The sequence below is a fragment of the Stutzerimonas nosocomialis genome, assembly GCF_005876855.1.
GTDB lineage: Bacteria > Pseudomonadota > Gammaproteobacteria > Pseudomonadales > Pseudomonadaceae > Stutzerimonas > Stutzerimonas nosocomialis.
In genome coordinates this window covers 38,576-64,829 of sequence record NZ_QLAE01000008.1, presented here as the reverse complement: position 1 = coordinate 64,829, position 26,254 = coordinate 38,576, and the positions used below count along the sequence as shown (strand labels likewise).

Below are 26,254 nucleotides of genomic sequence, written 5' to 3'. Positions count from 1 at the left end.
TCCAGGGCAAATTTCCCGACTCCAGCGCAGAACCTCGTAGCCCGGGGCAAGGCGGCGCGCCAGGCAAATGCAGAGAATCGGGGGCATCGCTTCATGCATAAAAACAAGAGTTCACAAAATGAACATGCACCAGAGCACTGCCGAGGCCGCTACCGGCCACATCGGGCGGCGCCAGGCCCGCGTCGAGGACGCCGCCCTGCTGCGCGGGCTCGGCCGCTACGCCGACGACGTGGCCACGCCACCCGGCACCCTGCATGCCGCCATCGTCCGTTCGCCCCATGCGCATGCCCGTGTCATCTCCGTCGACGCCTCCGCCGCCCTGACCATGCCCGGGGTGCACGGCGTGCTCACCGGCGAGGACGTCAAGCGCTGGGCCAATCCCTTCCCGGTCGGCGTGCGCGCGCCGATGGAGCACTGGTGCCTGGCGGTGGACAAGGTCCGCTACGTCGGCGAGCCAGTCTGCGTGGTGATCGCCGACGACCGCTACCTGGCCGAGGACGCGCTGGACGCGGTGAAGGTGGAATACGAGCCGCTGCCGGCGATCGTCGATCCGGAAGCGGCCACCGCCGAGGACGCGCCGGTGCTGCACGAGGCGGTCGGCAGCAACGTGGTCAACGAGCGGCACTTCCGCTACGGCGAGCCCGAGGAGGCCTTCGCCAAGGCCGCGCGGCGGGTGGCGATCAAGGTCCACTACCCACGCAACTCCTGCACCCCGATCGAGTGCTACGTGGTGCTCGGCCAGTACCAGCCGGCCACCGGCACCTACGAGGTGCTTTCCAACTTCCAGGGCCCCTACGCGCTGCATTCGGTCATGTCGCGGGCGCTGAACGTGCCCGGCAACCGCCTGCGCCTGCGTACCCCGCCGGATTCGGGCGGCAGCTTCGGCATCAAGCAGGGCGTGTTCCCCTACATCGTGCTCATGGGCCTCGCGGCGCGAAAGGTCGGCGCCCCGGTGAAGTGGGTCGAGGACCGCCTCGAACACCTGCAGGCCTCCTCCAGCGCCACCAACCGGGTCTGCGAGATCGAGGCGGCGGTGGAAGCCGACGGCCGCGTGCTGGCGCTCAGATACGACCAGATCGACGACTGCGGCGGCTACCTGCGCGCCCCCGAGCCGGCCACCTTCTATCGCATGCACGGCAACCTCACCGGCGCCTACGCGATCCGCAACCTGCTGGTGCGCAACCGCGTGGTACTGACCAACAAGGTGCCGAGCGGGCTGAACCGCGGCTTCGGCGGGGGCCAGGTGTACTTCGCCCTGGAGCGGCTGATGCACCAGGTCGCCGTCGAGCTGGACCTCGACCCGCTCGAGGTGATCCGCCGCAACCTGGTGCCGACCGGCGCCTTCCCCTACCGCGCCGCCGCCGGCGCGCTGCTCGATTCCGGCGACTACCCGGCGGCGATCGAACTGGCGGTGCGCGACGGCGGCCTCGACGAGCTGCTGCGCCGCCGCGAGCAGGCGCGCGCCGAGGGCCGGCTCTACGGCATCGGCTACACCGCGGCGGTGGAACCGTCGATCTCCAACATGGGCTACATCACCACCGCGATGACACCCGAGGAGCGGCGCAAGGCCGGGCCGAAGAACGGCGCGGTGAGCACCGCCACCGTCAGCGTCGGCCCGCTCGGCGACGTCTCGGTGCACGTTTCCTCCACGCCGCAGGGCCAGGGCCACCAGACCGTGGTGGCGCAGATCGTCGCCGAGGTGCTCGGCGTGGCGCTCGACGGCATCAGCGTCAACGTCGAGCTGGACACCGGCAAGGACGCCTGGTCGATCGCCTCGGGCAACTATTCCAGCCGTTTCGCCGGCGCCGTGGCCGGCTCGGTCTACAACGCCGCGATGCGCATCCGCGAGCGCATGGCCGGCATCGCCGCCGCCATGTGGCAGGTGCAGGCCGAGGACGTGCGCTTCGCCAGCGGCAAGGTGTTCGTCGAGGGCGGGCCGAGCCAGCCGTTCCACCGCATCGCCGGCGCCACCCACTGGTCGCCCGGCCTGCTGCCCGAAGGCGAGCTCGGCGGCCTGCGCGAGACCGCCTTCTGGAGCCCGCCGCAACTGACCGCGCCGAGCGACGAGGACTGCATCAACAGCTCGCTGTGCTACGGCTTCATCTTCGATATCTGCGCGGTGGAGATCGACCGGGTCACCGGCGAGGTGCACATCGACCGCTACGTCACCTGCCACGACGCCGGGCGCATCCTCAACCCGATGCTGGTCGACGGGCAGATCCGCGGCGGCTTCACCCAGGCCCTGGGCGTGGCGCTGATGGAGGAATTCGCCTACGCCAACGACGGCAGCTTCCTCTCCGGCACCTTCGCCGACTACCTGGTGCCGACCGCGCCGGAAGCGGTGGAGCCGGTGATCCTGCACATGGAGACGCCCTCCCCGTTCACCCCGCTGGGCGCCAAGGGCGTCGGCGAGGGCAACAACATGAGCACCCCGGTGTGCATCGCCAACGCGGTGGCCGATGCCCTCGGCCGCTCGGACATCCGCCTGCCGCTGACGCCGTCGCGGGTGCGCACGATGATCGGCATCGACGAGCCGCCGGCCCCCGAGGGCATGGTGCTCGACGCACCCCGGGTGGCTGGCGGCTCCAGCCTGCAGGCCGAGGACGCGGTGGAGATCCCCGCCTCGCCGCAGCAGGTCTACGACGCCCTGCTCGACCCGGAAACGCTGAAGGCGATCATCCCTGGCTGCCACGCGCTGGAACTGGAGAGCGAGAACCACTACCGCGCCGACGTCACCGTAGGGGTCGGCATGATCCGCGCGCGCTTCGCCGCCCGGGTCGGCCTGACCGACCTCGACCCTCCGCGCTCGCTGAAGCTGTCGGGTTCCGGCAACAGCCCGATGGGCTCGGCCACCGGCAGCGCGCGGGTGCGCTTCGTCGAGCTGGACAACGGCCACACCCGCCTCGAATACGTCTACGACGCCGCGGTCAGCGGCAAGGTCGCCGCGGTCGGCGGGCGCATGCTGCAAAGCGCCTCGAAGGTGATCATCGGGCAGATCTTCACCCGCCTGGCGCAGCGCCTGACCGGCGCGCCGGTGCATACCGGGCTGTGGCAGCGCCTGCTCGGTCTGTTCGGCAAGGGAGGTGCGCAATGAAACCGGCCCCATTCGATTACGTGCGCGTCGCCAGCAAGCGCGAGGCGCTGGAGATCCTCGCCGAGCACGGCGAGCAGGCGCGCATCATCGCCGGCGGCCAGTCGCTGATGGCGGTGCTGAACATGCGCCTGGCACAGCCCAGGGTGTTGGTCGACATCAACCACGCCGGGGACCTGCACCGCCTCGAGGTCGAGCGCGGCCATCTGATCGTCGGCGCCGCCGTGCGCCAGGTCGAGCTGATGGACCGCGCCAGCCTGGCCGACGAGGTGCCGCTGCTGGCCCGCGCGCTGCCCTGGATCGGCCACTTCCAGACGCGCAACCGCGGCACCGTCTGCGGCTCGGTGGCGCACGCCGACCCCAGCGCCGAGATCCCGCTGTGCCTGGTCACCCTCGGCGGGCGCGTGGTGCTCGAATCGCTCAAGGGCAAGCGCCGCGAAGTGCCGGCGGCGGAGTTCTTCCAGGGCGTACTGACCACCGCGCGGCGCCCGGACGAGCTGGTCAGCGCGGTGCACTTCCCGCTGGCCGACCCGGCAGTGCGCTATCGCTTCCGCGAAGTGGCCATGCGCCACGGCGACTTCGCCCTGGTGGCGCTGGCCGCCTGCATCCGCGACGACGCGGTCGAGCTCGGCATCGGCGGCGTCTCCGACCGCCCGGTGCTGCGCCGCCTGCCGCGCGGCGCGGAACTGCCGGACGCACTCAACGCTTTCGCCTGGTCACTCGGCGCACAGGACGACGTACACGCCAGCGCGGCGTACCGGCGTCACCTGGTGCGCGAGCTCGGCCGGCAACTGATCGAGGAACAGGACCATGCGCGCGCCAGCTGACCAACGTTTTCCCGTCCGTCTGCAACTCAACGGGCGCACGCGCCAGGGGCATGCCGAGCCGCGCATGCAGCTGTGCGACTTCCTGCGCCACGAACTCGGCGCCACCGGCGTGCACGTCGGCTGCGAGCATGGCGTCTGCGGCGCCTGCACGGTGCTGGTGGACGGTGTCGCCTCGCGCTCGTGCCTGATGCTCGCGGTGCAGGCCCATGAGCGACGCATCGACACCGTCGAGTCGCTGGCCCGCGACGAGGTGATGAACGACCTGCAGCAGGCCTTCGCCCGCCATCACGCGCTGCAGTGCGGCTTCTGCACCAGCGGCATCCTGATGTCCTGCGTGGAATTCCTCGAGCGCGTGCCCGAGCCCGACGAGGTCCAGGTGCGCGACATGCTGTCCGGCCACCTGTGCCGCTGCACCGGGTACACCGGCATGGTCCAGGCGGTCCTCGAAGTGGCGCGCCAGCGCGGCGCCCAACAGCAAGCCCCACAACAACAAGAAGCCTTGGAGAACACCCATGTTTGATTTAGGACGCAGCTTTCTCGCCGCGGTCGAACGCCGCCCGGGGGCGGTGGCGATCAGCGACGGTGCGCTGAAGAAGACCTACGAGCAGTGGTTCGCCGACATCCAGCGCGCCGCCCATGGGCTCGAACGCCTCGGCCTCGGCAAGGGCGACCACCTGGTGGCGGTGATGCAGAACCGCTGGCAGATGGCGACGCTGCACTGGGCCTGCCAGTTCAGCGGCATCGTCATGACCCCGCTGAACTGGCGCTGCACCACCGACGACCTGAACTGGTGCCTGGCCGACGCGGACGCCCGCGCGCTGGTGCACGACGATTCCTGCGCCGAGGCGGTGAATGCCTGCGGCCGGCTGCAGGTGCCCTGCGTCAGCGTCGGCCAGTCATCTGTCGAAGGCGCGCTGAGCTTCGAGCAGCTGTGCGCCGAGGCGCCGGGCGAGACCATCCTGCGCGCCGGCCCCGAGGACTGGTCGCTGATGCTCTACACCTCCGGCACCACCAGCCGGCCCAAGGGCGTGCCGCGCCGGCACCGCGCCGAGCGCGCGGCGGCGGTGGCGCACGTGGCGCAGAACCTCTACGGCCACGAGGAATGCACCCTCGGCGTGATGCCGCTGTACCACACCATGGGCGTGCGCTCGCTGCTGTCGATGACGCTGATCGACGGCCACTTCGTCTGTGTGCCGAAGTTCGACGTGGAGGCGACGCTGGACGCCATCGAGCGCGAGAAGATCAGCAATCTCTACCTGGTGCCGACGCTCTACCACATGCTCATCGAGCACCCGGCGTTCAGCCCCGGGCGGGTCGCCAGCGTGCGCAAGATCGGCTTCGCCGGCGCGCCCATGAGCGACGGCCTGATGCGCCGGGTGGAGGCCGCCTTCCGCCCCGAACTGTTCGTCAACCACTACGGCAGCTCGGAGATCTACACCTTCACCATCGACCAGAGCGCCGCGCGCAAGCCCGGCTCCTCCGGCCGCTGCGCGCTGAACCAGCGGATTCGCGTGGTAACGCTCGACGCCCAGTCGCCGACGCAGCTCGCCAGGCCCAACGAGGAAGGCCAGATCATCGCCGACCTGGCCAGCGACGAAGCCTTCGAAGGCTACTGGAAGCGCCCGGACTCGGACGCCAAGTCGCTGCGCGAAGGCTGGTACTTCACCGGCGACACCGGCTATTTCGATGAGGAGGGCGACCTCTTCGTCACCGGTCGGGTCGACGACCTGATCATCACCGGCGGCGAGAACGTCAGCCCGGCGGAGATCGAGAACGCCCTGTCGCTGCATCCCGCGGTCGAGGAAGTCGCCGTGGTCGGCCTGCCCGACGAGCAGTGGGGCAAGCTGATCGCCGCTTTCATCAAGCTGCGCTACCCCGTCGGCGAAGAAGAACTCGACGCCCACTGCGTCGCCTCGGGCCTGGCCCGCTTCAAGCGCCCGCGCCGCTACGAATTCATCGAGCAGATTCCCAAATCCCCGGTCGGCAAGATCCTGCGCCGCGTGCTGGTGGCCCAGTACGGCGGCGAGCTCAAGGCTGCCAGCTGACCCCCGATCAACAAGAGGAAAGACCATGAACACCACTACGCCCGAGCAGTTTCTGGACAACGAATTCGACGGTTTCACCGTCGAGGTCGATACCGCCCGCGAACGCGCCGACATCATCCTCGGCCGCCCGCCGTACAACGTCATCGCCATGAGCCAGCGCGAAACGCTGCGCCAGGTGTTCGAGGCGCTGGACGCCCACCCCGGCGTGCGCGTGATCGTGCTGCGCGCCCGGGGCGAGCACTTCTCCAGCGGCGGCGACATCAAGGGCTTCCTCGAGGCCTCGCCGGAACACGTCTCCAAGCTGGCCTGGAACGTGGCCGCACCCGAGCGCTGCAGCAAGCCGGTGATCGCCGCCAACCGCGGCTACACCTTCGGCGTCGGCTTCGAGCTGTCGCTGGCCTGCGACTTCCGCATCGCCTCGGAAACCGCGCGCTACGCGCTGCCGGAGCAGAACCTCGGGCAGATCCCCGGCTCCGGCGGCTCGGCGCGCCTGCAGAAAATGATCGGCATCGCCCGCACCAAGCACATGGTCATGCGCGCCAAGCGCGTCACCGGCCAGCAGGCCTACGACTGGGGCTTCGTCACCGAATGCGTGCCGGATGCCGAGCTGGAAAGCACGGTCGATGCGCTGGTGGACGAACTGCGCCGCTTCTCGCCGCTGGCCCAGCGCACCGCGAAGAAGCTGATCAACGACAACGAGGACGCCCCGCTGAAGGTCGCCATCGAGATGGAAGGCCACTGCTACAGCCGCCTGCGCAGCTCGGCCGACTTCAAGGAAGGGGTCGAGGCGTTCCACGCCAAGCGGCCCGCCGTCTTCCGTGGGGAGTGAGTTGCGCGGCGCCTGAGCCGCACCCTGCACGCGTGCCGCCCACGGGGCGGCATTCGGCGAACGACCGGACGCAAACAACAACAAGCGAAGGCGTTGCCATGACCCAGAACCTGTCCCATCCGGCAGTCGACATCCCGCCTGCCGCCGGCGAGCCCTCGCTGCGCCGTGCACTCAACTCCAAATCCATCAGCGCCGGGGTGGTCGCCGCCCTGTTCGGCTGCACCGGCCCGGCGCTGGTGGTGATCAATGCCGCCGAGGCCGGCCGCCTGAGCAACGCGCAGACGGTGGCCTGGCTGTTCGCCATCTACGTCCTCGGCGGGCTCATCAGCCTGTTCCTGGCGTTGCGCTACCGGCAGCCGATCTGCGGCGCCTACACCATCCCCGGCGCCGCGATCCTGTCGGCGTCGCTCACCGTCATCCCGTTCAGCGACGCGGTCGGCGCCTTCATCATGAGCGGCGTGCTGGTCTTCGTGCTCGGCATCACCGGGCTGATCGGCCGGCTGATGCGCTGGCTGCCGATGCCGATCGTGATGGCGATGATCGCCGGGGCGATGATCCGCTTCGCCACCGGCTCGGTGGATGCCATCGTCAGCGCGCCGCTGATCGCCGGGGCCGCCGCCCTGAGTTTCTTCCTGGTCACCCGCTTCTCGCGCTCGGTGCCGCCGGTGCTGGTCGCCGGCGTCGTCGGGTTGGCGATGGCCTTCGCCCTCGGGCAGTTGCAGCCGGCCAACGTGAACATCGCCTGGGTGATGCCGACCCTCACCGCGCCCAGCTTTTCCATCGACGCCTTCCTGGCCATCACCATCCCGCTCACGGCGCTGGTGATCGGGGCGGAAAACGCCCAGGCCACCGGCGTGCTGATGGCCGAGGGGTATCGCCCGCCGATCAACGCGATGACCATCATCAGCGGCATCGGCGGCACCCTGGCGGGCCTGCTGGGCGGCCACAACGCCAACATCGCCGGACCGATGACCGCCATCTGCTCGTCGGAGCAGGCCGGCGACGATCCGCGGCTGCGCTACGGCGCGGCGCTGGTCAACGGCGTGCTGTTCGCCCTGTTCGGCCTGTTCGCCGGATTGGCGGTGCCCTTCATCCTGGCGTTTCCCAAGGCGCTGATCGTGGTCATCGCCGGGCTGGCGATGATCGGCGTGCTGCTCGGCTCGCTGCAGCAGGCGTTCCAGAAGGGCGGCGCCTGCCAGATCGGCGCCTTCGTGGCGCTGGCGGTCGCGATGAGCCAGTTCACCCTGCTGGGCATCAGCTCGCCGTTCTGGGCGCTGCTGTCGGGCGTCGCGGTGTCCTGGCTGCTCGGCGAGATCAAGCGCTAGCGCGTTTGCGGCTAGAGCTGCGCCTGATGGCGCGTATCAAAATTCGTTAATGGCCAGGTGCTCCGGCAGCCCCATAAGATGAAGCCGAAGCACCCGGTCCGGAGACATCCACCGGACCGGCACGCTACCGACAAAAACAACAACGGTGAATCGCCATGCCTACCCATCTTCTCCGTGGGTGCCTCCCCGGCCCTGCCACCATCGCCCCGCCGGTGGAACCTCCGCGCCCACGGGCGCCCGCCGCGCGCACCCGTCCCGCCGAAGACGCCTGACAGCCATGCCCTGCACGGACCCCGTGCAGCGAAGCTTCGCGCCTCCGGCCTCGGCCACCACCCGATACGGCAGACAATCATGAAAAATCTCGCCAACCCCGCCTCGATCGTCGCGCTCTGCTGGGCGGCCTTCCAGATCTACATGGTCTACGGCACACCGCTGGACCTGATCGTCGCGGTGCCGATCCACATCATGTTCGGCGTCGTGCTGACCTTCATCACCCATCCGCTGCGCAAGGGCGATGTCGGCCGCTTCACCGTGGCGCGCCTTTCGGACTACCTGCTCGCCGCCGTGGCGGTCGCCATCGCGCTGCACTACCTGCGCAGCGGCGAGATGCTGAACATGCGCATCGCCATGGTCGACCCGCTCACCACCCTGGACATGGTGGTCGGTATCGCGGTCATCCTGCTGGTGATCGAGTCCGTGCGCCGGGCGCTGGGCATGGGCCTGACCGTGGTGATCCTGGTGTTCCTGGTCTACCAGTTCATCGGCCCGCAACTGCGCGACATCCCGATGCTGGGGCTCATCGGCCACGACGGCGAGCCGAGCCGGCTGTTCTTCGAGACCTTCCTCGACATGCAGACGATGCAGAACGAGGGCGTGTTCGGCATTCCCAGCATCGTGTCCTACAACCAGGTCTTCTACTTCCTGCTGTTCGGCGCCTTCCTCCAGCTGTTCGGCGGCGGCCAGCTGTTCATGGATCTGTCGGTGCTGCTGGTGGGACGCTTTCGTGGCGGCATGGCCAAGGTCTCGATCGTCTCCTCCACGCTGTTCGGCTCGGTCAGCGGCAGCGCCACGGCCAACGCCGCGGTGATGGGCATGTTCACCATCCCGGCGATGAAGAAGTCCGGCATGAGCGCCGAGGAAGCCGCGGCGGTAGAGGCGACTTCCTCCACCGGCGGCCAGATCATGCCGCCGGTGATGGGCGCGGCGGCCTTCCTGATCGCGCAGTTCATGGGCATTCCCTATGCGGAGGTGGCGATCGCCGCGCTGATTCCGGCGCTGCTGTTCTACGTCGCGCTGTACTTCGTGGTCGATCTGCTGGCGCGCCGCAAGGGCTTGGCCGGGCTGAAGCGCTCGGAACTGGGCACGAACTGGAACAGCGTGCTCAAGCGCCTGTACCTGCTGATCCCGGTGTTCGTGCTGGTGTACCAGATCATGGCCGGCCGCGCGCTGAGCTCGGCGACGCTGCAGGCCATCTGGATCACCCTGGTGTTCGGCCTCTGCACCCGGGCCTGGGAAGGCTTTCGCGCCGAAGGCGGCAACGGCGTGCTGAAGGCCGCCGGTTCGGTGGTCAGCGACTCGCTGCAGGCGCTGGATTCCGGCGCGCGCGGCGCCATCGCCGTGGCGATTCCCTGCGCCGGTGCCGGCATCGTGGTCGGCATCGCCTCGGTCACCAACCTCGGCCTGACCTTCGGCACCTTCGTCGCCGCGCTGTCCGGCGGCATGCTGATCCCGGCGCTGCTGCTGGTGATGTTCATGGTCATCGTGATGGGCATGGGCATGCCGACCACCGCCGCCTACATCATGGGCGCCATCCTCGCCATCCCGGCGCTGGACAAGCTGGGCGTGCCGGCCCTGTCAGCGCACTTCTTCGTGCTCTATTTCGCCGCCCTGTCGATGGTCACGCCGCCGGTGGCGCTGGCCGCCTTCGTCGCTGGCGGCATCGCCAAGGCCAACGTGTGGAAAACCGGCTGGGTGGCGTTCCGCTACAGCCTGGCCGGCTTCCTCGTCGCCTTCGCCTTCGTCTTCAGCCCCGCGCTGCTGCTGCAGGGCGAGTGGCAGGCCATCGTTCCAGCGGTGGTCACCGCGGTGATCGGCTGCTACGCCCTGGCCGGTTGCGTGGCGGGCTACCTGCGCGCCCGCAACTCGCTGCTCGAAACAGCGCTGCTGTTCGTCGCCGCGGCGCTGCTGATCGCGCCGGTCATCAAGGCCTCGATAGGCGGCCTGCTGCTGTTCTGCGCGATCTGGGCCTGGCAGAACCGCAAGGCCAGGGCCACACAGGCCAACTGTGTACTGGAGCCGGGCGCCTGACGGCCGCCCACTGCCGAATTCAACCAAGGAGAACAAGAAGATGATCAAGTCACTGAAGAAACACGCGGCGATCGCGCTGCTGGGAGCCATCGGATTGTGCGGCAGCGCGCTCGCCGCTGACCCGGTGAAGGTCAAGTTCGCCGCCGGGCCGACCGGCACCACCTGGTATGCCTATGCCGGCGCCCTGCGTGGCGAGATGCTCGAGCGTCTGCCGGCCGGCTCGACGGTGGACATTCAGGGCACCCCCATGGCCATCGCCAACACCCAGCTGCTGGCCGCCCGGCGCGCCGACATCGGCCTGATCTTCCCGCCGGTGGCGGCCTGGGCCCAGCAGCCGTTCGGCCCGTTCAAGAAAAAGATAGAAAGCGTCCGCGGCCTGGTCGGCGGCCTCGACCAGTACTACCAGCGCATCACCGTGCAGAACGACAGCCCGATCCAGTCGCTCGCCGACATTCGCGAGAAGAAACTGGCGGTGCGCATCGGCACCGGCCCGCAGGGCAGCCTCAACGAATACATCGCCAAGCTGATCCTCGAGGCCAACGGCCTGAGCTACGAGGCGATCGAATCCTTCGGCGGCAGCATCAGCAAGTCGAGCCTGAGCATCCTGCAGGACCAGTTCGGCGACCGGCAGATCGACATGATCATCGGCATCACCACCGCCGGCCACCCGAACACCGCGCAGCTGTCGATCACCCCCGGGCAGCGCTTCCTCGACCTCAGCGACGAGGCCGTCAGCCACCTGGAGAAGTTCGGCTTCGTCCGCGCCACCATGCCGGCCGGCATGTTCGAGAAGCAGGACAAGCCGGTCCAGGGCGTCGGCTTCGCCACCTCGCTGTACGCCAACGAGCTGGTTCCGGAACAAGAGGCCTACGCCATCACCAAGGCGGTCATGGAAGGCCGCGAATCCCTGCAGCGCTCGTTCGGCTCGATGAAGGGCTGGACCGCCGAGGGCTCGGTCGACCCGGCCAACCTCGCCGCTCCGCTGCACCCGGGCGCCGAGAAGTACTACCGTGAAGTGGGACTGCTCAAGTAATGCCCCCTGCCGCGCGGCCATGCGGTTCCGCGCGGCTTTTCCGCCGAACTCAGCGAGGACCAGATGACAGCCGACAACCGACCCGATGGCGGCCAGGCCATCGTCGAACTGCTCAGGCGCAACGGCGTGGACCGCGTTTTCACGGTGCCCGGCGAAAGCTTCCTGCCGGTGCTCGACGCGCTGCACGATGCCCCCGACATCGCCCTGGTGGTGTGCCGCCAGGAAGGCGGGGCATCGATGATGGCCGAAGCCTACGCCAAGACCACCGGACGCCCGGGCGTGTGCTTCGTCACCCGCGGACCCGGCAGCGCCAACGCACTGGCCGGCCTGCACGTGGCGGCGCAGGACTCCACGCCGCTGCTGGTGTTCGTCGGCCAGGTGCCACGCGCCATGCGCGAGCGCGAGGCCTGGCAGGAAATCGACGTCGGCGCGCTGTTCGGCTCGGTGGCCAAGTGGGCCACCGACATCCAGGACGCCACGCGCCTGCCCGAATACCTCTCCCGCGCCTTCACCACCGCCCGCTCCGGACGCCAGGGCCCGGTGGTGCTCGGGCTACCGGAGGACCTGCTGTACGAGCGCGTCGAGCCAGTTGAACTCGGCCCGGCGGCGATCAACCAGGGCTATCCCGCGCCGGCCGCACTGGAGCGCCTGCGACAACTGCTGGCCGAGGCCCGGCGGCCACTGGCGATCTTCGGCGGCTCCGGCTGGAGCTCCGAGTGCCGGCAGCAACTGCAGGCCTTCGCCGAAGCCCAGGGCCTGCCGGTGGCTACGTCCTTCCGCCGCCAGGACCGCTTCGACAACGATCATCCGAACTACGCCGGCGACGCCGGCCTGGGCATGAACTCCGGGCTCGCCGCGATGATCCAGGAAGCCGACCTGCTGATCGCGGTCGGCACCCGCCTGGGCGACATCACCACCCGCCACTACGAGCTGGTCGAGGCGCCGCAGGCGCGCCAGCGGCTGGTGCACGTCCACCCGGACCCGCAGGAACCCGGCCGCGTGTACCTGCCGGACCTGGCCCTGTGCGCCTCGGTGGCGAACTTCGCCGAGGCCGCCGCCGGACTGCCGGCGCCGTCGAACCTCTCCGGCGAGCGCCAGCAATGGCTGACGCGAGCCCGCGAGACCCGCCAGGCCTGGCAGCAGCCGACCGAGCTGCCGGGCCCGCTGCAGCTCGGCGAGATCGTCGCCTGGCTCGGCCGTCGCCTGCCGGCCGACGCGGTGATCAGCAACGGCGCCGGCAACTACACGCTCTGGGTGCACCGTTTCTATCCGTACCGCGACTGGGGCAGCCAACTGGCGCCCACCTCCGGCTCGATGGGCTACGGCCTGCCCGCGGCGATCGCCGCCAAGCTCGCCCAGCCCGCGCGCCCGGCGGTGTGCTTCGCCGGCGACGGCTGCTTCCAGATGACCTGCCAGGAGCTGGCCACCGCCGTGCAGTACGGCGCCAACGTCATCGTGGTGGTGGTCAACAACGGCTCCTACGGCTCGATCCGCATGCACCAGGACAAGCACTACCCCGGCCGCCGCTACGGCACCGACCTGGTCAACCCGGACATGGTCGCCCTGGCCCGCGCCTACGGTGCCGGCGCCGCGCGGGTCGAACGCACCGAGCAGTTCGCCGAAGCCTTCGAGCAGGCCCTGGCGGCCGACCGGCCCTTCCTCATCGAGGTGCTGATCGACCCGGCAATCCTGCGGCCCTGACCGACGCGAAAGGCGCCATGCGCGCCGGTGTGGCTGCCTATTTGGCAGCGGCACCCTGGCCTGGCGCGAGCAGCCATCGGGCTCGTCGCGACATGCACCCCTTCGCGGTCAAGACCGCGAAAAAAACCACTCCGGAACCGAATCCCTTCGAATCGCCCCGCGCCCGAGGGGATATCGCCTGCGGTCGTCATAAGCCGCAGGACCTCTGCTGTCGTCCGAGGCGGAACGGCTCTACAGCGCTATCCGGCGGGGCATCGCCAGCACTGATGGCGCGCATCAGAAAACCTTAATAGGCAGGCTTTCGCGACGCTTCTAGCATGGCCAAAACAATAATCACGAGAGAGTACCGCCATGCTGCCCCAGCATTCGCCCTCGGCCGAATCCGCGTCCCCCACCCTGCCGCTCGGCGCCAGCCTGCGTGGCTGGCTGGATCATCTGCAGCAAACCCGGCGGCTGAGCATCGTGCGTGCCGGGACCGACCTGCGCTTCGGCGTCGCGGCCATCGCCAACCGCCTGGACGGCCACAGCGCGTCCCTCTTCCTGAAACCGGGCGGCCACGACATCCCGGTGATCTCCGGCCTGCTGTCGGACCGCCAGTGGATGGCCGAGGCCATGGGCGTCGAACCGAGCCAGGTGCTGGCGCGCTTCGAACACGCCAGCCTCAACCCCCTGCCGTCGCAGGACGTCACCGACGCGCCCTGCCAGCAGGTGGTCCACCGCGACGTCGACCTGCTCGCCCAGCTGCCCATCCCCACGCACAACGAGCATGACAGCGGCCCCTACATCACCGCCGGCCTGCTGATCACCCGCAACCCGCGCACCGGCGTGCAGAACGTCTCCATCCACCGCCTGCAGGTCAGCGACCGCAACCGCCTCGGCGCGCTGCTGCTGCCGCGCCACGCGCTGGCCTTCTTCCAGGAGACCGAACGCGAGAACGAGGACCTGGAAGTCGCCGTGGTGGTCGGTTGCGACCCGCTGACGCTGATGGCCTCGCAGGCCATCGTGCCGATCGACCACGATGAACTGGAGATCGCCGGTGCGCTGCATGGCCAGCCGCTCAAGGTGGTGCAGTGCGTGACCAACCGCATCCGCGTACCGGCCGATGCCGAGATCGTGGTCGAGGGCCGCCTGCTGGCCAATGCGCGCGAGGAAGAAGGGCCGTTCGGCGAATTTCCGCAGTACTACGGCGAGCGCGCCGAACGCCACGTGATCGAGGTGGACGCCGTCACCCACCGCCAGGCGCCGCTGTTCCACACCATCGTCGGCGGCGGCCTGGAGCACCTGCTGCTCGGCGGCATTCCGCGCGAGGCGACCATGCTCGCGCACCTGCGCCGCAGCTTCCCCAGCGTGCGCGACGTGCACCTGGCCCGCGGCGGCGTGTGCCGCTACCACCTGTACGTGCAGATCGACAAGCGCTCCGAGGGCGAGGCGAAGAACGTCATCCTCGGCGCGCTCGGCGGCCATTACGACATCAAGCACGTGGTGGTGGTGGACACCGACGTCGACATCCACAACCCCACCGAGGTGGAGTGGGCGGTGGCCACCCGCTTCCAGGCCGACCGCGACCTGGTGCTGGTCCACGAGTCCCAGGGCTCCAAGCTCGATCCTTCCACCCGCGACGGGGTCGGCTCGAAGATGGGCTTCGACGCCACGGTGCCGCTGGCGGCCCCGCCGATGCGCTTCAAGCGCATCCGCGTGCCGGGCGAGACCGAGGTCGACCTCGCCGCGGTCGCCCATCCGGCCGGCGCGGACTGGCAGCGACTGTTCGGCCAGCCGCACAACGGCTGACCGGCGACGGACGCGCGGCGTATTGCGGCGCGCGTTTCGCGAACGGGCCCGACGGTCAACCGGAGGGGCCCGTCTTCTCTCGACGCCCAGGCGTCCAGGCAGCCCCGAGCTGGCCGGCCCACAAGGCGCCATCCCCGGGCCGCACCCGCTCAGGTCAAACAGGCAAAGGGCACGGCGCCCTCGCCCATGGCTGAAAAACAAGCACAAGCAGCTTTGCCGGACAGGAGAATCAGATGCAGCAGGCACGACATTTCATCGACGGGCAGTGGTGCGACGACAGCCAGTGGGCCGACAGCCTCGACCCCGCCAATGGCGAATGCGTCGGCCGCTTCGCCGACGGCGGCGAAGCCCAGGCCCGCGCCGCGGTGGAGGCCGCCGCGCGCGCCTTCGAGAACCCGCAGTGGTCGCAGAATCCGCGCCTGCGCCAGCAGCTGATGCTGGACTGGGCGGCCGCGCTGAAGAGCCGGCAGGAGGAACTGGCGAGCCTGCTCACCCGCGAGAACGGCAAGGCGCTGGCGCAGTCGCGCGGCGAGATCGGCGGCGCCATCTCGGAAATCCTCTATTACGCCGGCCTCGCGCGGCACAACCCCGGCCACGTGCTGGAGGTCGCGCCCGGCGAGTTCTCGACCATGCTGCGCGAACCGGCCGGCGTGGCCGGGCTGATCATTCCCTGGAACGCCCCGGCGGTGCTGCTGGTGCGCGCGCTGGCCCCGGCGCTGGCCGCCGGCTGCACCTGCGTGGTCAAGCCGGCGCCGCAGACGGTATTGTTCAACGCCGCCTTCCTCGCCCCACTGCTGGACCTGCCGGATCTCGCGCCCGGGGTGGTCAACCTGTTCGCCGAGACCGGCCATGCCGGCGCCGCCTACCTGGTCGCAACGCCGAAGGTCGACGTGCTCAGCTTCACCGGCTCCACCGCCACCGGCACGCGGATCATGCAGGACGCCGCGCCGACCATGAAGAAGCTGTCGCTGGAGCTCGGCGGCAAGTCCTGCTGCCTGGTGCTGGAGGACGCCGACGTGGCCACCGTGGCGCCGAAGCTGGCCGCCGCCGCGACCATCATCTCCGGCCAGCAGTGCACCGCCGCCCGCCGCGTGCTGGTACACGCCAGCCGCGCGGCGGAAATGAAGCAGGCGCTGGCCGCCGCGCTGGCGGAGATCCGCCTCGGCCACGGCCTGGAGGCGGCCACGCAGATGGGGCCGCTGATCGACGAGCGATCCCGCGATCAGGTCGAGCAGCGCATCCGCGAGGCGCAGGACAGCTGCGACGAGGTGCTGCTGGCCGGCGGCCGCCCGGGCGGCGCGCTGGAACGCGGCGCCTTCCTCGCGCCGACGCTGATCGCCCATCAGGACAGCGGCGCCTTCTTCTGCCAGGAAGAAATCTTCGGCCCGCTGCTGGTGCTGGAAACCTTCGAGGACGAAGCCGAGGCCGTGCGCCGCGCCAACCACACCGAGTTCGGCCTCTCGGCCAGCGTCTGGACCCGCGACGGCGCCCGCGCGCTGCGTCTGGCCCGGGCCCTGCGCAACGGCACCGTGTGGATCAACGACCACAACAAACTGTTCGCCGAGGCGGAAACCGGCGGCTACCGCAGGAGCGGCCTTGGCCGCCTGCACGGCTACGACGCGCTGCTGGATTTTACAGAGCTCAAGCACGTCTACCAGAATGTCGGCTCCCTGTAGGCCGGCATCGACGAGGTTGAGATGGAACTGCGCCAGCTGAAGTACTTCACCTGTCTGTACGAGGAAGGGTCGGTGACCAAGGCGGCGCAGCGGCTGAACATCGTCCAGCCCGCCCTGTCGATGCAGATCGCCAAACTGGAAGAGGAACTCGGCCAGCCGCTGTTCGAGCGCACGCCCAAGGGCATGACGCCGACCGAGGCTGGCGTGCAGGCCTACCGGCTGTTCATGCCGATCCTCGGCGAGCTGCTCGAGGCACGGCAGACGCTGATCGACCGCAGCGGCGAGATCGGCGGGCGGATCAACGCCGGGCTGATCGCCTCGGCGGCCAACCAGGCGCTGGCCAGCACCCTGGCCTACTTCGTCGAACACCACCCGGACGTCGAGCTGCAGGTCAGCTACGGCTACAGCCAGGACCTGATCGACCGCGTGCTGTCCGGCGCGCTGGACTTCGCGGTGATCAACCAGAGCTTCCAGCAGGAACACCTGCACCGCATGGACATCCTCGACGAGGAGCTGCTGGTGGCCACCGGCGCCACCACCCGCCTGCGCATGCCGACGCCGGTGCCGCTCGCCGCGCTGGGCGAACTCAAGCTGGTGCTGCCGTCGCGCCGCCACGGCCTGCGCATGGTCATCGACCAGGCGCTGGCCGCCCAGGGCCTGGAGCTGGCACCGCACCTCGAGCTCGACGACCTCACGGTGATCGAGAGCTTCCTGCGCCGCAGCGACTGGATCAGCGTGCTGCCGGCCACCGTGCTGCAGCGCGGCCTCGAGGAAGGCGCGCTGCGCGCCTATCCGCTGGCCGCCCCGGGCATCACCCGGCGCATGGTCTGCGTGCACGACAGCCGCCGCCCGTTGACCCCGGCGGCGACCCTGTTCATCGACATCATCAGCAAGACACTGGCCACCGCGCTCAACGCCATCCACTTCTACAAGGAAGGCGCCCTCCAGGATGCAGACCATGAACTCAGCTAGTCCCCGCCCGCAGCGGCTCGTCATCGGCATTTCCGGCGCGTCCGGCGCGATCTACGGCGTGCGCCTGCTGGAGCTGCTGCGCGACACGCCGATCGAGACCCACCTGGTGGTGTCCAAGTCGGCGCTGATCACGCTGGCCCACGAGACCGGGCTGTCCTGGTCGCAGCTCAAGCCGATGGCCACCGTGTGCTATTCCAACCAGGACATCGGCGCGGCCATCGCCAGCGGCTCGTTCAAGACCATGGGCATGATCGTCGCGCCCTGCTCGGTGCGCTCGATGTCGGAGATCGCCAGCGGCGTGACCTCCACCCTGCTGACCCGCGCCGCCGACGTGATCCTCAAGGAACGCCGGCGCCTGGTGCTGATGGTGCGCGAGACGCCGCTGCACCGGAACCACCTGCGCACCATGACCGAACTGGCCGAACTCGGCGCCATCATCGCCCCGCCGGTGCCGGCCTTCTATGCCAGGCCGGCGTCGCTGGCGGAGATGGTCGACCATACCCTCGGCCGCGTGCTCGACCTGTTCGACATCGAGCTCGGCGTGGTCAGGCGCTGGCGCGAGACGCCGGAAGACCTGCCGACCCTCGACGAGGTCGAGGCGATGAGCCGCGAGCGCTGACCCTCATGCACCCGCCCCCCACCCGCCATCCCAGGCCGCGCCAGCCTTCAGCGGGGCAGCGTCGCCAGGAATTCTGCGACCAGCGCCAGCACCCTCGGGCGCGCCTGGTTCTGTGGGAAGTGCCGGCAGTGCTCGAGCAGCATCGTGCGGCAGGGCCCGGCGACTTCCCGGGCGATGATCTCCAGCTGCGCCGCAGTGGCGAACTCGTCCTCCCGCCCCTGGATCGCCAGCAGCGGCACCTGGATGCGCGGCAATTCCGGATAGAGGTTCCAGGCGGCGAAGGCCGGGTTCAGCCAGGTCTCGCTCCAGCCGCGGAAGGCACCCTCGAGGTTGTCGCCATGGTAGGCGTGCAGCCGTTCGCGCAAGTCGCCACGGGCGTACGCCTTGACCGTGCGGCGCACGCCCTCGACGCAGGCCTGCTCGACGTCCACGTGCGGCGCCAGCACCACCACGCCGCGCACGCGCGGGTCCTGTCGGGCCGCGTAGGCGAGCGCGATGGAGGCGCCGTCGCTGTGGCCGACCAGTACCACCTGTTCGAGCCCCAGGCCGTCGAGCACCCGACCGAGCTCGTCCGGGCCATCCACGCCGAGGTAATCGAGCGGACGCGGCAGCGGCACCGGGCTGGAGCGCCCGTAGCCCTGCCGGCTGTAGGCCAGCACCGACGCGCCGCAGGCCTCGGCCAGCTCGGCCGGGAAGTCCTTCCACAGGTCGAGGCTGCCGAGCCCCTCGTGCAACAGGACGAGGGTCGGGCCGGTCGAATGGGGCAGGCGCAGGTGCTGATATTCGAGCCTGGCGGCTTCGGTCTCGAGGTAGTGTCGGTGCGTCATGAAGTGCAGGCCCGTCTGACTGAGGGCTCGAAGGTTAACCGATTTGCGCGGCGCCACCGGCGACCGCCTCCGTCACGGGGATTCTGACAATGCGCCAACTCGACCTTCAGGTGGTGGAAACCGCCCTGCAGTGGGTCCGCGAAGGCCACGCCGTCTGGCTGTGCACCGTGCTCTCCACTTACGGCTCGGCGCCGCGCGCCCCCGGCGCGATGCTGGTGGCGCGGGCCGACGGCCGCTACGTCGGCTCGCTCTCCGGCGGCTGCGTCGAGGAGGCCTTCCTCGACAGCCTGGCACGCGGCGAACTGCGCGCACCGACCCAGATCGTCCGCTACGGCGAGAGCGACGACGAGCGCCAGCGGCTGCGCCTGCCGTGCGGCGGCATCCTCCAGGTCCTGGTGGAATACCGTGCCGCCGATGCGGCCTGGGCCGACCACCTGCAGGGCCTGTACGACGCCCTGCTCGGCCAGCGCCGGCAGGTGCGCGAACTGGACCTGACCACCGGCGCCTTCGCCCTGGCTGTCGACGACCGCGGCGGCGCGGTGGCGCAGGTGGAGAACGAACGCGTGCGCCTGCGCATCGGCCCGGCGTTGCGGCTGATCCTCGCCGGGCTCTCGCCGGTGGCCGAATACTGCGCCAGCTTCGCCCGCGCCATCGGCTGCGAGGTGATCGCCTGCGACCCACGCGAGGAGATGCACCAGCGCCCGCTCGAGGGCGTGCGCCGGCATCCGGTGCTGCCGTCGGAATTCATCGCCGCCGGCAACTGCCACGAGGCCACCGCGGTGGTCGCCCTCACCCACGATCCGCGCATCGACGACCTCGCACTGATGGAGGCGGTGCGCACGCCGGCCTTCTACATCGGCGCCATGGGTTCGCGGCAAACCTCCGCACGGCGTGCCGAACGCCTGGCACGGGTCGGCGGCCTGTCGGCCGAGCAGATCGCCCGCATCCATATGCCCATCGGCCTCGACCTCGGCAGCAAGGCACCCGCCGAGATCGCCCTGTCGGTGGTCGCCGACGTGCTGCGCGTCTACCACGGCAAGGCCCGTGATGAGCTCTGAAGCGAAGGTGGTGGGCCTGATGCTGGCCGCCGGACGCGCCAGCCGCTTTGGCGCCGACAAGCGCCGCGCGCGCATGGCCGACGGCCGCACGCTGCTGGAGGCAAGCCTGGAAAACGCCGCGGCGGCCTTCGACGACCTGTTGCTGGTGCTGCGCGACGGCGACCGGATCGACGACCTGCGCCTGCCGCTACGGGTCCGGGTGCTGCACACGCCGCAAGCCGAACGCGGCCTCGGCGCCAGCCTGGCGGCCGGCGTCGCGGCGCTCGCCACGCACCCGGCCGAAGCGCTGGCGGTGCTGCTCGGCGACATGCCCTGGGTCCGCCCCGACACCTGCGCCCGGCTGATCGCCGAGGCCGATGCCGCACGCATCGTGCAACCGTGCCATGATGGCCGGCCCGGGCACCCGGTGCTGTTCGGCCGCACCTTCTGGCCGGCATTGTGCGAACTCGACGGCGACGAGGGCGCGCGGGGCCTCATCCGCCGCCATGCCGATCATTACCGGGCGGTGCAGGTCGAGGATTCCGGCATCCTGCTGGACGTCGACCGGCCCACCGACCTTAACGGGCGCGCGGCGCCCGCTCCTTCCCCCCACCGACCCGCAAGGAGCTAGCGATGTCCACGGCACAACGCGTCTTTCACGGCAAATTCGGGCGGGTCGCCTTGCTCGACATGGACCGCCCCCTGGTCACTCACTCGCACCACGAGTGCCATGTGCTGGTAAAGGCCTCCGGGGCGGACACCTTCTTCAACGTCAACGGCCGCCAGGTGCCGCTGACCGATCGCTGCGCGGTGCTCGTCAACGCCTGGCAGCCGCACTACTACGACTACCAGCCCGGCGCCGAGCAGACCCAGATCCTCGCGCTCTACATCGAGCCGGCCTGGCTGGCCGAGGCGCAGCAGTCGCTCTCGCTCAGCGCGCACCCGGGCTTCTTCGCCCAGCCGTGCATCGAACTCAATAGCAAGAACCGGGCGATGGCCGACCATCTGATCGCCGAGGCCTGCAGCATCGGCCTAGTGCCGCGCGAGCGTATCGAATTCCTGCTGTTCGACTTCCTCATCGAACTGATCGAGGACTACTCACAATGGAAGCAGCTGCGCCGCCTCGGCGCGCAGGTCCGCCAGGGCTTTCGCGACGCCCGCATCCGCCGTGCCTGCGACTACCTGCAGAACCACCTCGACGACCCGGACTGCCTCACCAACGCCGCGCAGGCCGCCGGCCTGTCGCGCGCGCACTTCTTCACCCTGTTCCGCCAGGACACCGGCATGACGCCGACCCTCATGGTCAACGACGCCCGCATGCGCCGCGCCTTCCTCTGGCTGGAACGCGAGCGCAGCGGCACGCTCGGCCAGCTCGCCGAGAATCTTGGCTTCTCCGAGCAGGGCCACTTCACCCGCTTCTTCCGCCAACACATCGGCGCCTCACCGAGCCAGTACCGCCGGGTGGTGGACAGCTACCGCGCAAGCGACAGGGAATGAGCTGAGAGGGGCGCTGGGTAGCTCACCCATCACGGGCTGCGATGAATTCTTAGATGACGATCACGGTGTCACCAACACCCAAAAACGAAAAAGCCCCGCTGCATGCTTAGTGCGGCGGGGCTCAGTCGTTCTTGATAATGGCGGAGAGATAGGGATTTGAACCCTAGGTACCCGCGAGGGTACAACGGATTTCGAATCCGTCCCGTTCGGCCACTCCGGCATCTCTCCAGCGGCGCGCATCATATCAGCTCGGATGCGTTTGTCGAACCCCGAACCGCTATTTTTTTACCCTTTTCAGCAGGTTGCGGCTGCCAAGCAGCCACCTCCGGTATGTGGGTATCAGCGCGTCAGACGGGTCAGCGCTTCGCGGTACTTGTCGGCGGTCTTCTGCGCGACCACGGCCGGGACGGCCGGTGCCGGTGGCTGCTTGTTCCAGCCGGTGCTCTCGAGCCAGTCGCGGACGAACTGCTTGTCGAAGCTCGGCGGGTTGCGCCCTTCTTCGTAGCTGTCGGCGGGCCAGAAGCGGCTGGAGTCGGGCGTGAGGACTTCGTCCATCAGCGTCAGCGTGCCGTTCTCGTCCAGGCCGAATTCGAACTTGGTGTCGGCGATGATGATGCCCCGGGTCGCTGCGTATTCCACCGCAGCGCTGTAGAGGGCGATCGAGGTGTCGCGGACCTTGGCCGCCAGCTCCTTGCCGATGATGGCCTCGCACTGTTCGAAGGAGATGTTCTCGTCGTGGTCGCCGACCGCCGCCTTGGTCGACGGCGTGAAGATCGGCTGGGGCAGCTTGGCGGCCTCCTTGAGGCCCGCGGGCAGTTCGATGCCGCAGACAGTGCCGCTGCGCTGATATTCCTTCCAGCCCGAACCGACGATGTAGCCGCGCACGATGGCCTCGACCGCGACCGGCTTGAGTCGCTTGGCCACCACGGCCCTGCCCTCGACCAGCGGCAGCTCTTCGGCCGGCACCACGTCCTCGACGCGATCGCCGGTGAAGTGGTTCGGCACCATGCCCGAAAGCTTGTCGAACCAGAAGTTGGAGATCGCGGTGAGGATCTTGCCCTTCTCGGGAATCGGCTCGGCGAGGATCACGTCGAACGCCGAGAGGCGATCGGTCGCCACCATGAGCATCCGGTTGGCGTCGATCTCGTAGAGGTCGCGTACCTTGCCGGAGTAGATCTTCTTGAGGCTGAGCTGGGTCGGTGCGGTCATGTCGATGTCCCGGTAGCGTGCGAAGCCGCCAGGCGATCCTGGCCATGCCAGGCGTTCGGGCGAGCTGCGGCGCGTTGAAATGAAATAGGCGAAACCCAAAGGGTTTCGCCTATCTGCTCGGTGGCCGTTGCGCTGGCTTAACCGAGGTTGTCCTGAAGCTGGGTGAGCACACGCCGCGCGATGTCGCTCGGCGCAACGGTGTTGATGTTGCGCTCGACGGTCACCTGGGCGCTGCCGCTCACCGTGGTGATGCGCACCTGGTAGCGCTCGGCGCGCGCATCGATGTCTTCCTGCGACGGACCACGGCGGAACAGGCGCGAGAAGAAGCCACGCGACTCCTCGGGGCGCTGGGCGCCTTCGGCCAGGTTCACGTAATACACACCCAGGCTGCGGTCGAGGTCATCGATGCGGATATCGGCGGCCTCGAGGGCACGGCCGATGCGCGACCAGGCGCGATCGAAATCGCTTTCCAGCTGCAGCACCGGGTTGCCGTTGCCGTCCTCGCCGAGGCTCACCCGGCCCGGCGCATCGAAGTCACGCTCGGCCAGCAGCGACACCGAACCACCCTGCTCGGAGGAACGAGCCAGGCCGGTGCGCAGTTCGTCGAGCAGAGCGGCATCGAGGCTGGTGTTCACCGAACGGTCGGTCCAGGCCACGTCCGCCGTACTGCCGGCGGGACGCTGCGCGCTGACCACGAAGATCTCGCTGGTGTTGCTCTGCACGCCCGGCTCTATCCGTACGCGAAAGCGCGACTCGTCGTTGCGCATGCCGAGGCTGCGGGCCAGGGTCGAGTCGATCTGCTCGCGAGTCTGCCAGGCAGTGACGAATTCACCGGTCTGCGGCCGTTCTTCGGCGATTTCGAAACCGTTGTCGATGAAGAACTGACGCGCGGCGGGCCAGACCTGGGAAGGAGTGCGCATGGCGATCAGCCAGCGCGAGTCGCCGGAGCGCTGCAGGCTGAACTCGCTGGCTTCGGCGGCCACTTGCAGGCGCTGCGGGCGCGGTATTTCGTAGTCGCTGGAGGCGTGCGAGTCGGCGACGTTGCGCGGGATCGGCAACAACGGCTCGACCGGGCGAACCTGGCTGCCGGGCGGCACCTGCATCGGCGCCGTCTGCCGGGCCGCCAGGTAGTCATTGCCGCGGTCCCGGAAATAGCCATCGTCACCCCAGAGCCAGCCGCAGCCGCTGGTGCTGGCGATGATCACCGCCAGGGTCGAGAAACCGGCCAATCGCTTCATGGGTATTCCCTTATCGTTCAAACCAGTACACCGGAATCGCGCATTGCCTGACGCAGCGGCTCCTGGCAACGCGGGCTCAGCCAGGTCAACGGCAGGCGGATGCCGTCGGGCATCAGGCCCATCTCGTGCAAGGCCCACTTCACCGGAATCGGGTTGGCCTCGATGAACAGCTGCTGGTGCAGCGGCATCAGACGCTGGTGGATGGCGCGTGCGGTTTCGGCATCACCGGCCATGGCCGCCGCACACAGCTCGCTCATGGCACGCGGGGCGACGTTGGCGGTCACCGAGATGTTGCCCTTGCCGCCCATCAGCATCAGCTCGACGGCCGTGGCGTCGTCGCCGGAGTAGACGAGGAAGTCCTCGGACACGCGGTCGAGGATATCGCGCGCGCGGCCGAGGTCGCCGGTCGCTTCCTTGATGCCGATGATGTTCGGGACCTTCGACAGACGCTCGACTGTTTCAGGGAGCATGTCGCAGGCGGTGCGGCCGGGCACGTTGTAGAGAATCTGCGGAATCGCCACGGCCTCGGCGATATGACGGAAGTGCAGGTAGAGCCCTTCCTGGGTCGGCTTGTTGTAATACGGGGTTACAAGCAGGCAGGCGTCGGCGCCGGCGCTCCTGGCGTTCTCGGTGAGCTCGACCGCCTCACGGGTGGAGTTGGCGCCCGTTCCGGCGATGACCGGGATACGACCGTTGACCTGGTCGACGACGCGACGGATCACCTCGATATGCTCGGAGACGTCGAGCGTGGCGGACTCGCCGGTGGTACCGACCGCAACGATTGCGTTGGTGCCTTCCTGCAAATGGAAATCCACCAGCTTGCTCAGGCTGTCCCAGTCCAGACCACCCTGCGCATCCATGGGCGTGACCAGTGCCACCATACTGCCCGCAATCATGCAACCACTCCTGCCGGAAAAAGAGAGGCGTAATGGTACAAGGCTCCAATACGCTTTGCGAGCGTGCTGCGCGGTCGCGCCACGACGGACGTCCGGCGCTCGACTGCCGGTAGCCGAGGCAGCTGTTCGACGGCCATCAATTCCCTCGGCCGGCGAATTTCGCTAACCTTGCCCGTTTCGGCCTGGCCGGCCGACCGATTCACCACCGCCAGGAAAGCTGCATGTCCACCCCTCTCGTACGCGAACAGTTCCTCGTCATTAGCGCTCTGGGCGCCAACGCCATGGAGCTTACCAATGTGCTCTGCCGAGCCAGCCACGAGAACCGCTGCGCCGTGGTCAGCACCCGGCTGAGCCGTCATGGCGACCACAGCGCGCTGGTGCTGCAGATCTCCGGCAACTGGGACGCGCTGGCACGCATGGAGTCGGCACTGCCGGCTCTGTCGAAGAAGCACGCCTTCACCTTGAGCGTCATCCGCAGCGCGGCGCCGGAAGCGCGCCCCGAAGCCCTGCCCTACGTGGCCTATGTCAGCGCGGTCTATCGCCCCGACATTCTCAGCGAGCTGTGCCAGTTCTTCATCGACCACCGCGTCGCGCTGGAAAGCCTGACCTGCGACACCTACCAGGCACCACAGACCGGCGGCACCATGCTCAACGCCACGCTCACCGTCACCCTGCCGGCCGGCACCCAGATCAGCTGGCTGCGCGATCAGTTCCTCGACTTTGCCGATGCCCTGAACCTGGACGCCCTGATCGAGCCCTGGCGGCCGCAGAACCCGTAGTCATCGCGCATCGCTGCGGCGCCGGCCGCAGCGTCAGGCAAAACCGAAGGAGCAATGATGAGCGTCGAACTCGACCAACCGGTACCGCCGTTCCAGGCGCAAGCCACCAGCGACCAGTCCGTCAGCCTCCAGGCACTGAAGGGCAAGCAGGTCGTGCTCTACTTCTATCCGAAGGACAACACCCCGGGCTGCACCACCCAGGGCCAGGGCTTTCGCGATCGGCATGACGAGTTCCTGGCCGCCGACACCCTGGTGTTCGGCGTGTCGCGCGACAGCCTGAAGACCCATGAAAACTTCAAGCGCAAGCAGGCGTTTCCGTTCGAGCTGATCAGCGACAAGGACGAAACCCTTTGCCGGCTGTTCGACGTGATCAAGCTGAAGAAGCTCTACGGCAAGGAATACCTGGGCGTGGACCGCAGCACCTTCCTGATCGACCGCGAGGGCGTCCTGCGCAAGGAGTGGCGGGGCGTGAAGGTTCCCGGCCACGTGGACGCGGTACTCGAAGCGGCGCGCGCACTCAGCGCGGGCTGATCGATCGCGGGAGGCCGCCGGGCAGCG

The 26,254-nt window shown here is 68.9% G+C and carries 22 protein-coding genes and 1 tRNA gene; 18 read left to right on the top strand and 5 right to left on the bottom strand.

Going from position 1 to position 26,254, the window contains the following annotated elements:
* Window positions 1-118 precede the first annotated feature (118 nt).
* The 13 genes from DN824_RS07030 to DN824_RS06970 all read left to right on the top strand — a co-directional run bounded on the left by DN824_RS07030 (window position 119) and on the right by DN824_RS06970 (window position 18,213).
* Window positions 119-3,094 (top strand): xanthine dehydrogenase family protein molybdopterin-binding subunit, encoded by a 2,976-nt coding sequence (locus tag DN824_RS07030; RefSeq protein ID WP_138407637.1) that lies wholly within the window; start codon window positions 119-121, stop codon window positions 3,092-3,094.
* Window positions 3,091-3,918, top strand: coding sequence for an FAD binding domain-containing protein (locus tag DN824_RS07025; RefSeq protein WP_138407636.1), 828 nt, complete (start codon window positions 3,091-3,093; stop codon window positions 3,916-3,918). The genes DN824_RS07030 and DN824_RS07025 overlap by 4 nt, the downstream gene beginning before the upstream one ends.
* Complete coding sequence (locus DN824_RS07020) at window positions 3,902-4,438, top strand: (2Fe-2S)-binding protein (protein WP_138407635.1); 537 nt, start codon at window positions 3,902-3,904, stop codon at window positions 4,436-4,438. Before DN824_RS07025 ends, DN824_RS07020 begins: the two co-directional genes overlap by 17 nt.
* Window positions 4,431-5,963, top strand: coding sequence for an AMP-binding protein (locus tag DN824_RS07015; protein WP_138407634.1), 1,533 nt, complete (start codon window positions 4,431-4,433; stop codon window positions 5,961-5,963). Before DN824_RS07020 ends, DN824_RS07015 begins: the two co-directional genes overlap by 8 nt.
* Window positions 5,964-5,988: 25 nt before the next feature.
* A complete protein-coding gene (locus DN824_RS07010) occupies window positions 5,989-6,792 on the top strand; it encodes an enoyl-CoA hydratase/isomerase family protein (protein WP_138407633.1) in 804 nt (267 codons plus the stop codon).
* Window positions 6,793-6,890: 98 nt separating this feature from the next.
* A complete protein-coding gene (locus tag DN824_RS07005; RefSeq protein WP_138407632.1) occupies window positions 6,891-8,117 on the top strand; it encodes a benzoate/H(+) symporter BenE family transporter in 1,227 nt (408 codons plus the stop codon).
* Between the two features lie 351 nt (window positions 8,118-8,468).
* Window positions 8,469-10,424, top strand: coding sequence for a TRAP transporter permease (locus DN824_RS07000; RefSeq protein WP_138407631.1), 1,956 nt, complete (start codon window positions 8,469-8,471; stop codon window positions 10,422-10,424).
* A 40-nt stretch (window positions 10,425-10,464) separates the two neighbouring features.
* Window positions 10,465-11,457, top strand: coding sequence for a TAXI family TRAP transporter solute-binding subunit (locus DN824_RS06995; RefSeq protein ID WP_138407630.1), 993 nt, complete (start codon window positions 10,465-10,467; stop codon window positions 11,455-11,457).
* A gap of 63 nt (window positions 11,458-11,520) precedes the next feature.
* Entirely contained in the window at window positions 11,521-13,158 is a 1,638-nt protein-coding gene (locus tag DN824_RS06990) for a thiamine pyrophosphate-binding protein (protein WP_138407629.1), read from the top strand.
* 351 nt (window positions 13,159-13,509) lie between these two features.
* On the top strand, window positions 13,510-14,946 hold the full coding sequence (locus tag DN824_RS06985; RefSeq protein ID WP_138407628.1) for a UbiD family decarboxylase: 1,437 nt from the start codon (window positions 13,510-13,512) through the stop codon (window positions 14,944-14,946).
* A 233-nt stretch (window positions 14,947-15,179) separates the two neighbouring features.
* A complete protein-coding gene (locus tag DN824_RS06980) occupies window positions 15,180-16,622 on the top strand; it encodes an aldehyde dehydrogenase family protein (protein WP_138407627.1) in 1,443 nt (480 codons plus the stop codon).
* A 21-nt stretch (window positions 16,623-16,643) separates the two neighbouring features.
* The gene (locus tag DN824_RS06975) at window positions 16,644-17,594 is read left to right on the top strand and encodes a LysR family transcriptional regulator (protein ID WP_138407626.1); all 951 of its coding nucleotides are present in this window, start codon (window positions 16,644-16,646) and stop codon (window positions 17,592-17,594) included.
* Window positions 17,581-18,213: a UbiX family flavin prenyltransferase gene (locus DN824_RS06970; RefSeq protein WP_138407625.1), complete on the top strand. Its 633-nt coding sequence runs from the start codon at window positions 17,581-17,583 to the stop codon at window positions 18,211-18,213. The genes DN824_RS06975 and DN824_RS06970 overlap by 14 nt, the downstream gene beginning before the upstream one ends.
* 47 nt (window positions 18,214-18,260) lie before the next feature.
* Here the strand turns inward: DN824_RS06970 and DN824_RS06965 are convergent, their stop codons facing one another.
* Entirely contained in the window at window positions 18,261-19,040 is a 780-nt protein-coding gene (locus DN824_RS06965) for an alpha/beta fold hydrolase (protein ID WP_138407624.1), read from the bottom strand.
* 89 nt (window positions 19,041-19,129) lie between these two features.
* Between DN824_RS06965 and DN824_RS06960 the strand changes: the two genes are divergently transcribed.
* The 3 genes from DN824_RS06960 to DN824_RS06950 are packed head-to-tail and all read left to right on the top strand — an operon-like array spanning window position 19,130 to window position 21,574.
* Entirely contained in the window at window positions 19,130-20,098 is a 969-nt protein-coding gene (locus tag DN824_RS06960; protein ID WP_138407623.1) for an XdhC family protein, read from the top strand.
* The gene (locus DN824_RS06955) at window positions 20,088-20,708 is read left to right on the top strand and encodes a nucleotidyltransferase family protein (RefSeq protein WP_138407622.1); all 621 of its coding nucleotides are present in this window, start codon (window positions 20,088-20,090) and stop codon (window positions 20,706-20,708) included. The genes DN824_RS06960 and DN824_RS06955 overlap by 11 nt, the downstream gene beginning before the upstream one ends.
* Before the next feature lie 2 nt (window positions 20,709-20,710).
* A complete protein-coding gene (locus DN824_RS06950) occupies window positions 20,711-21,574 on the top strand; it encodes a helix-turn-helix transcriptional regulator (RefSeq protein WP_138407621.1) in 864 nt (287 codons plus the stop codon).
* 138 nt (window positions 21,575-21,712) lie between these two features.
* Here the strand turns inward: DN824_RS06950 and DN824_RS06945 are convergent.
* The 4 genes from DN824_RS06945 to dapA all read right to left on the bottom strand — a co-directional run bounded on the left by DN824_RS06945 (window position 21,713) and on the right by dapA (window position 24,917).
* Window positions 21,713-21,802: transfer RNA gene (locus DN824_RS06945), tRNA-Ser, on the bottom strand.
* 111 nt (window positions 21,803-21,913) lie between these two features.
* Window positions 21,914-22,783 carry a phosphoribosylaminoimidazolesuccinocarboxamide synthase gene (locus DN824_RS06940; RefSeq protein ID WP_138407620.1) on the bottom strand — a complete coding sequence of 290 codons (870 nt, stop codon included), beginning with the start codon at window positions 22,781-22,783 and terminating at the stop codon, window positions 21,914-21,916.
* A 137-nt stretch (window positions 22,784-22,920) separates the two neighbouring features.
* Window positions 22,921-24,021, bottom strand: a complete 1,101-nt coding sequence (gene bamC / locus DN824_RS06935) for an outer membrane protein assembly factor BamC (RefSeq protein ID WP_138407619.1) — start codon at window positions 24,019-24,021, stop codon at window positions 22,921-22,923.
* Window positions 24,022-24,038: 17 nt separating this feature from the next.
* Window positions 24,039-24,917: a 4-hydroxy-tetrahydrodipicolinate synthase gene (gene dapA, locus DN824_RS06930; protein WP_138407618.1), complete on the bottom strand. Its 879-nt coding sequence runs from the start codon at window positions 24,915-24,917 to the stop codon at window positions 24,039-24,041.
* Between the two features lie 221 nt (window positions 24,918-25,138).
* On the opposite strand from dapA, the gene DN824_RS06925 reads away from it, so the two are divergent.
* The gene (locus tag DN824_RS06925) at window positions 25,139-25,696 is read left to right on the top strand and encodes a glycine cleavage system transcriptional repressor (RefSeq protein WP_138407617.1); all 558 of its coding nucleotides are present in this window, start codon (window positions 25,139-25,141) and stop codon (window positions 25,694-25,696) included.
* Window positions 25,697-25,753: 57 nt separating this feature from the next.
* Window positions 25,754-26,227 (top strand): peroxiredoxin, encoded by a 474-nt coding sequence (locus DN824_RS06920; RefSeq protein ID WP_138407616.1) that lies wholly within the window; start codon window positions 25,754-25,756, stop codon window positions 26,225-26,227.
* Window positions 26,228-26,254: the final 27 nt, after the last annotated feature.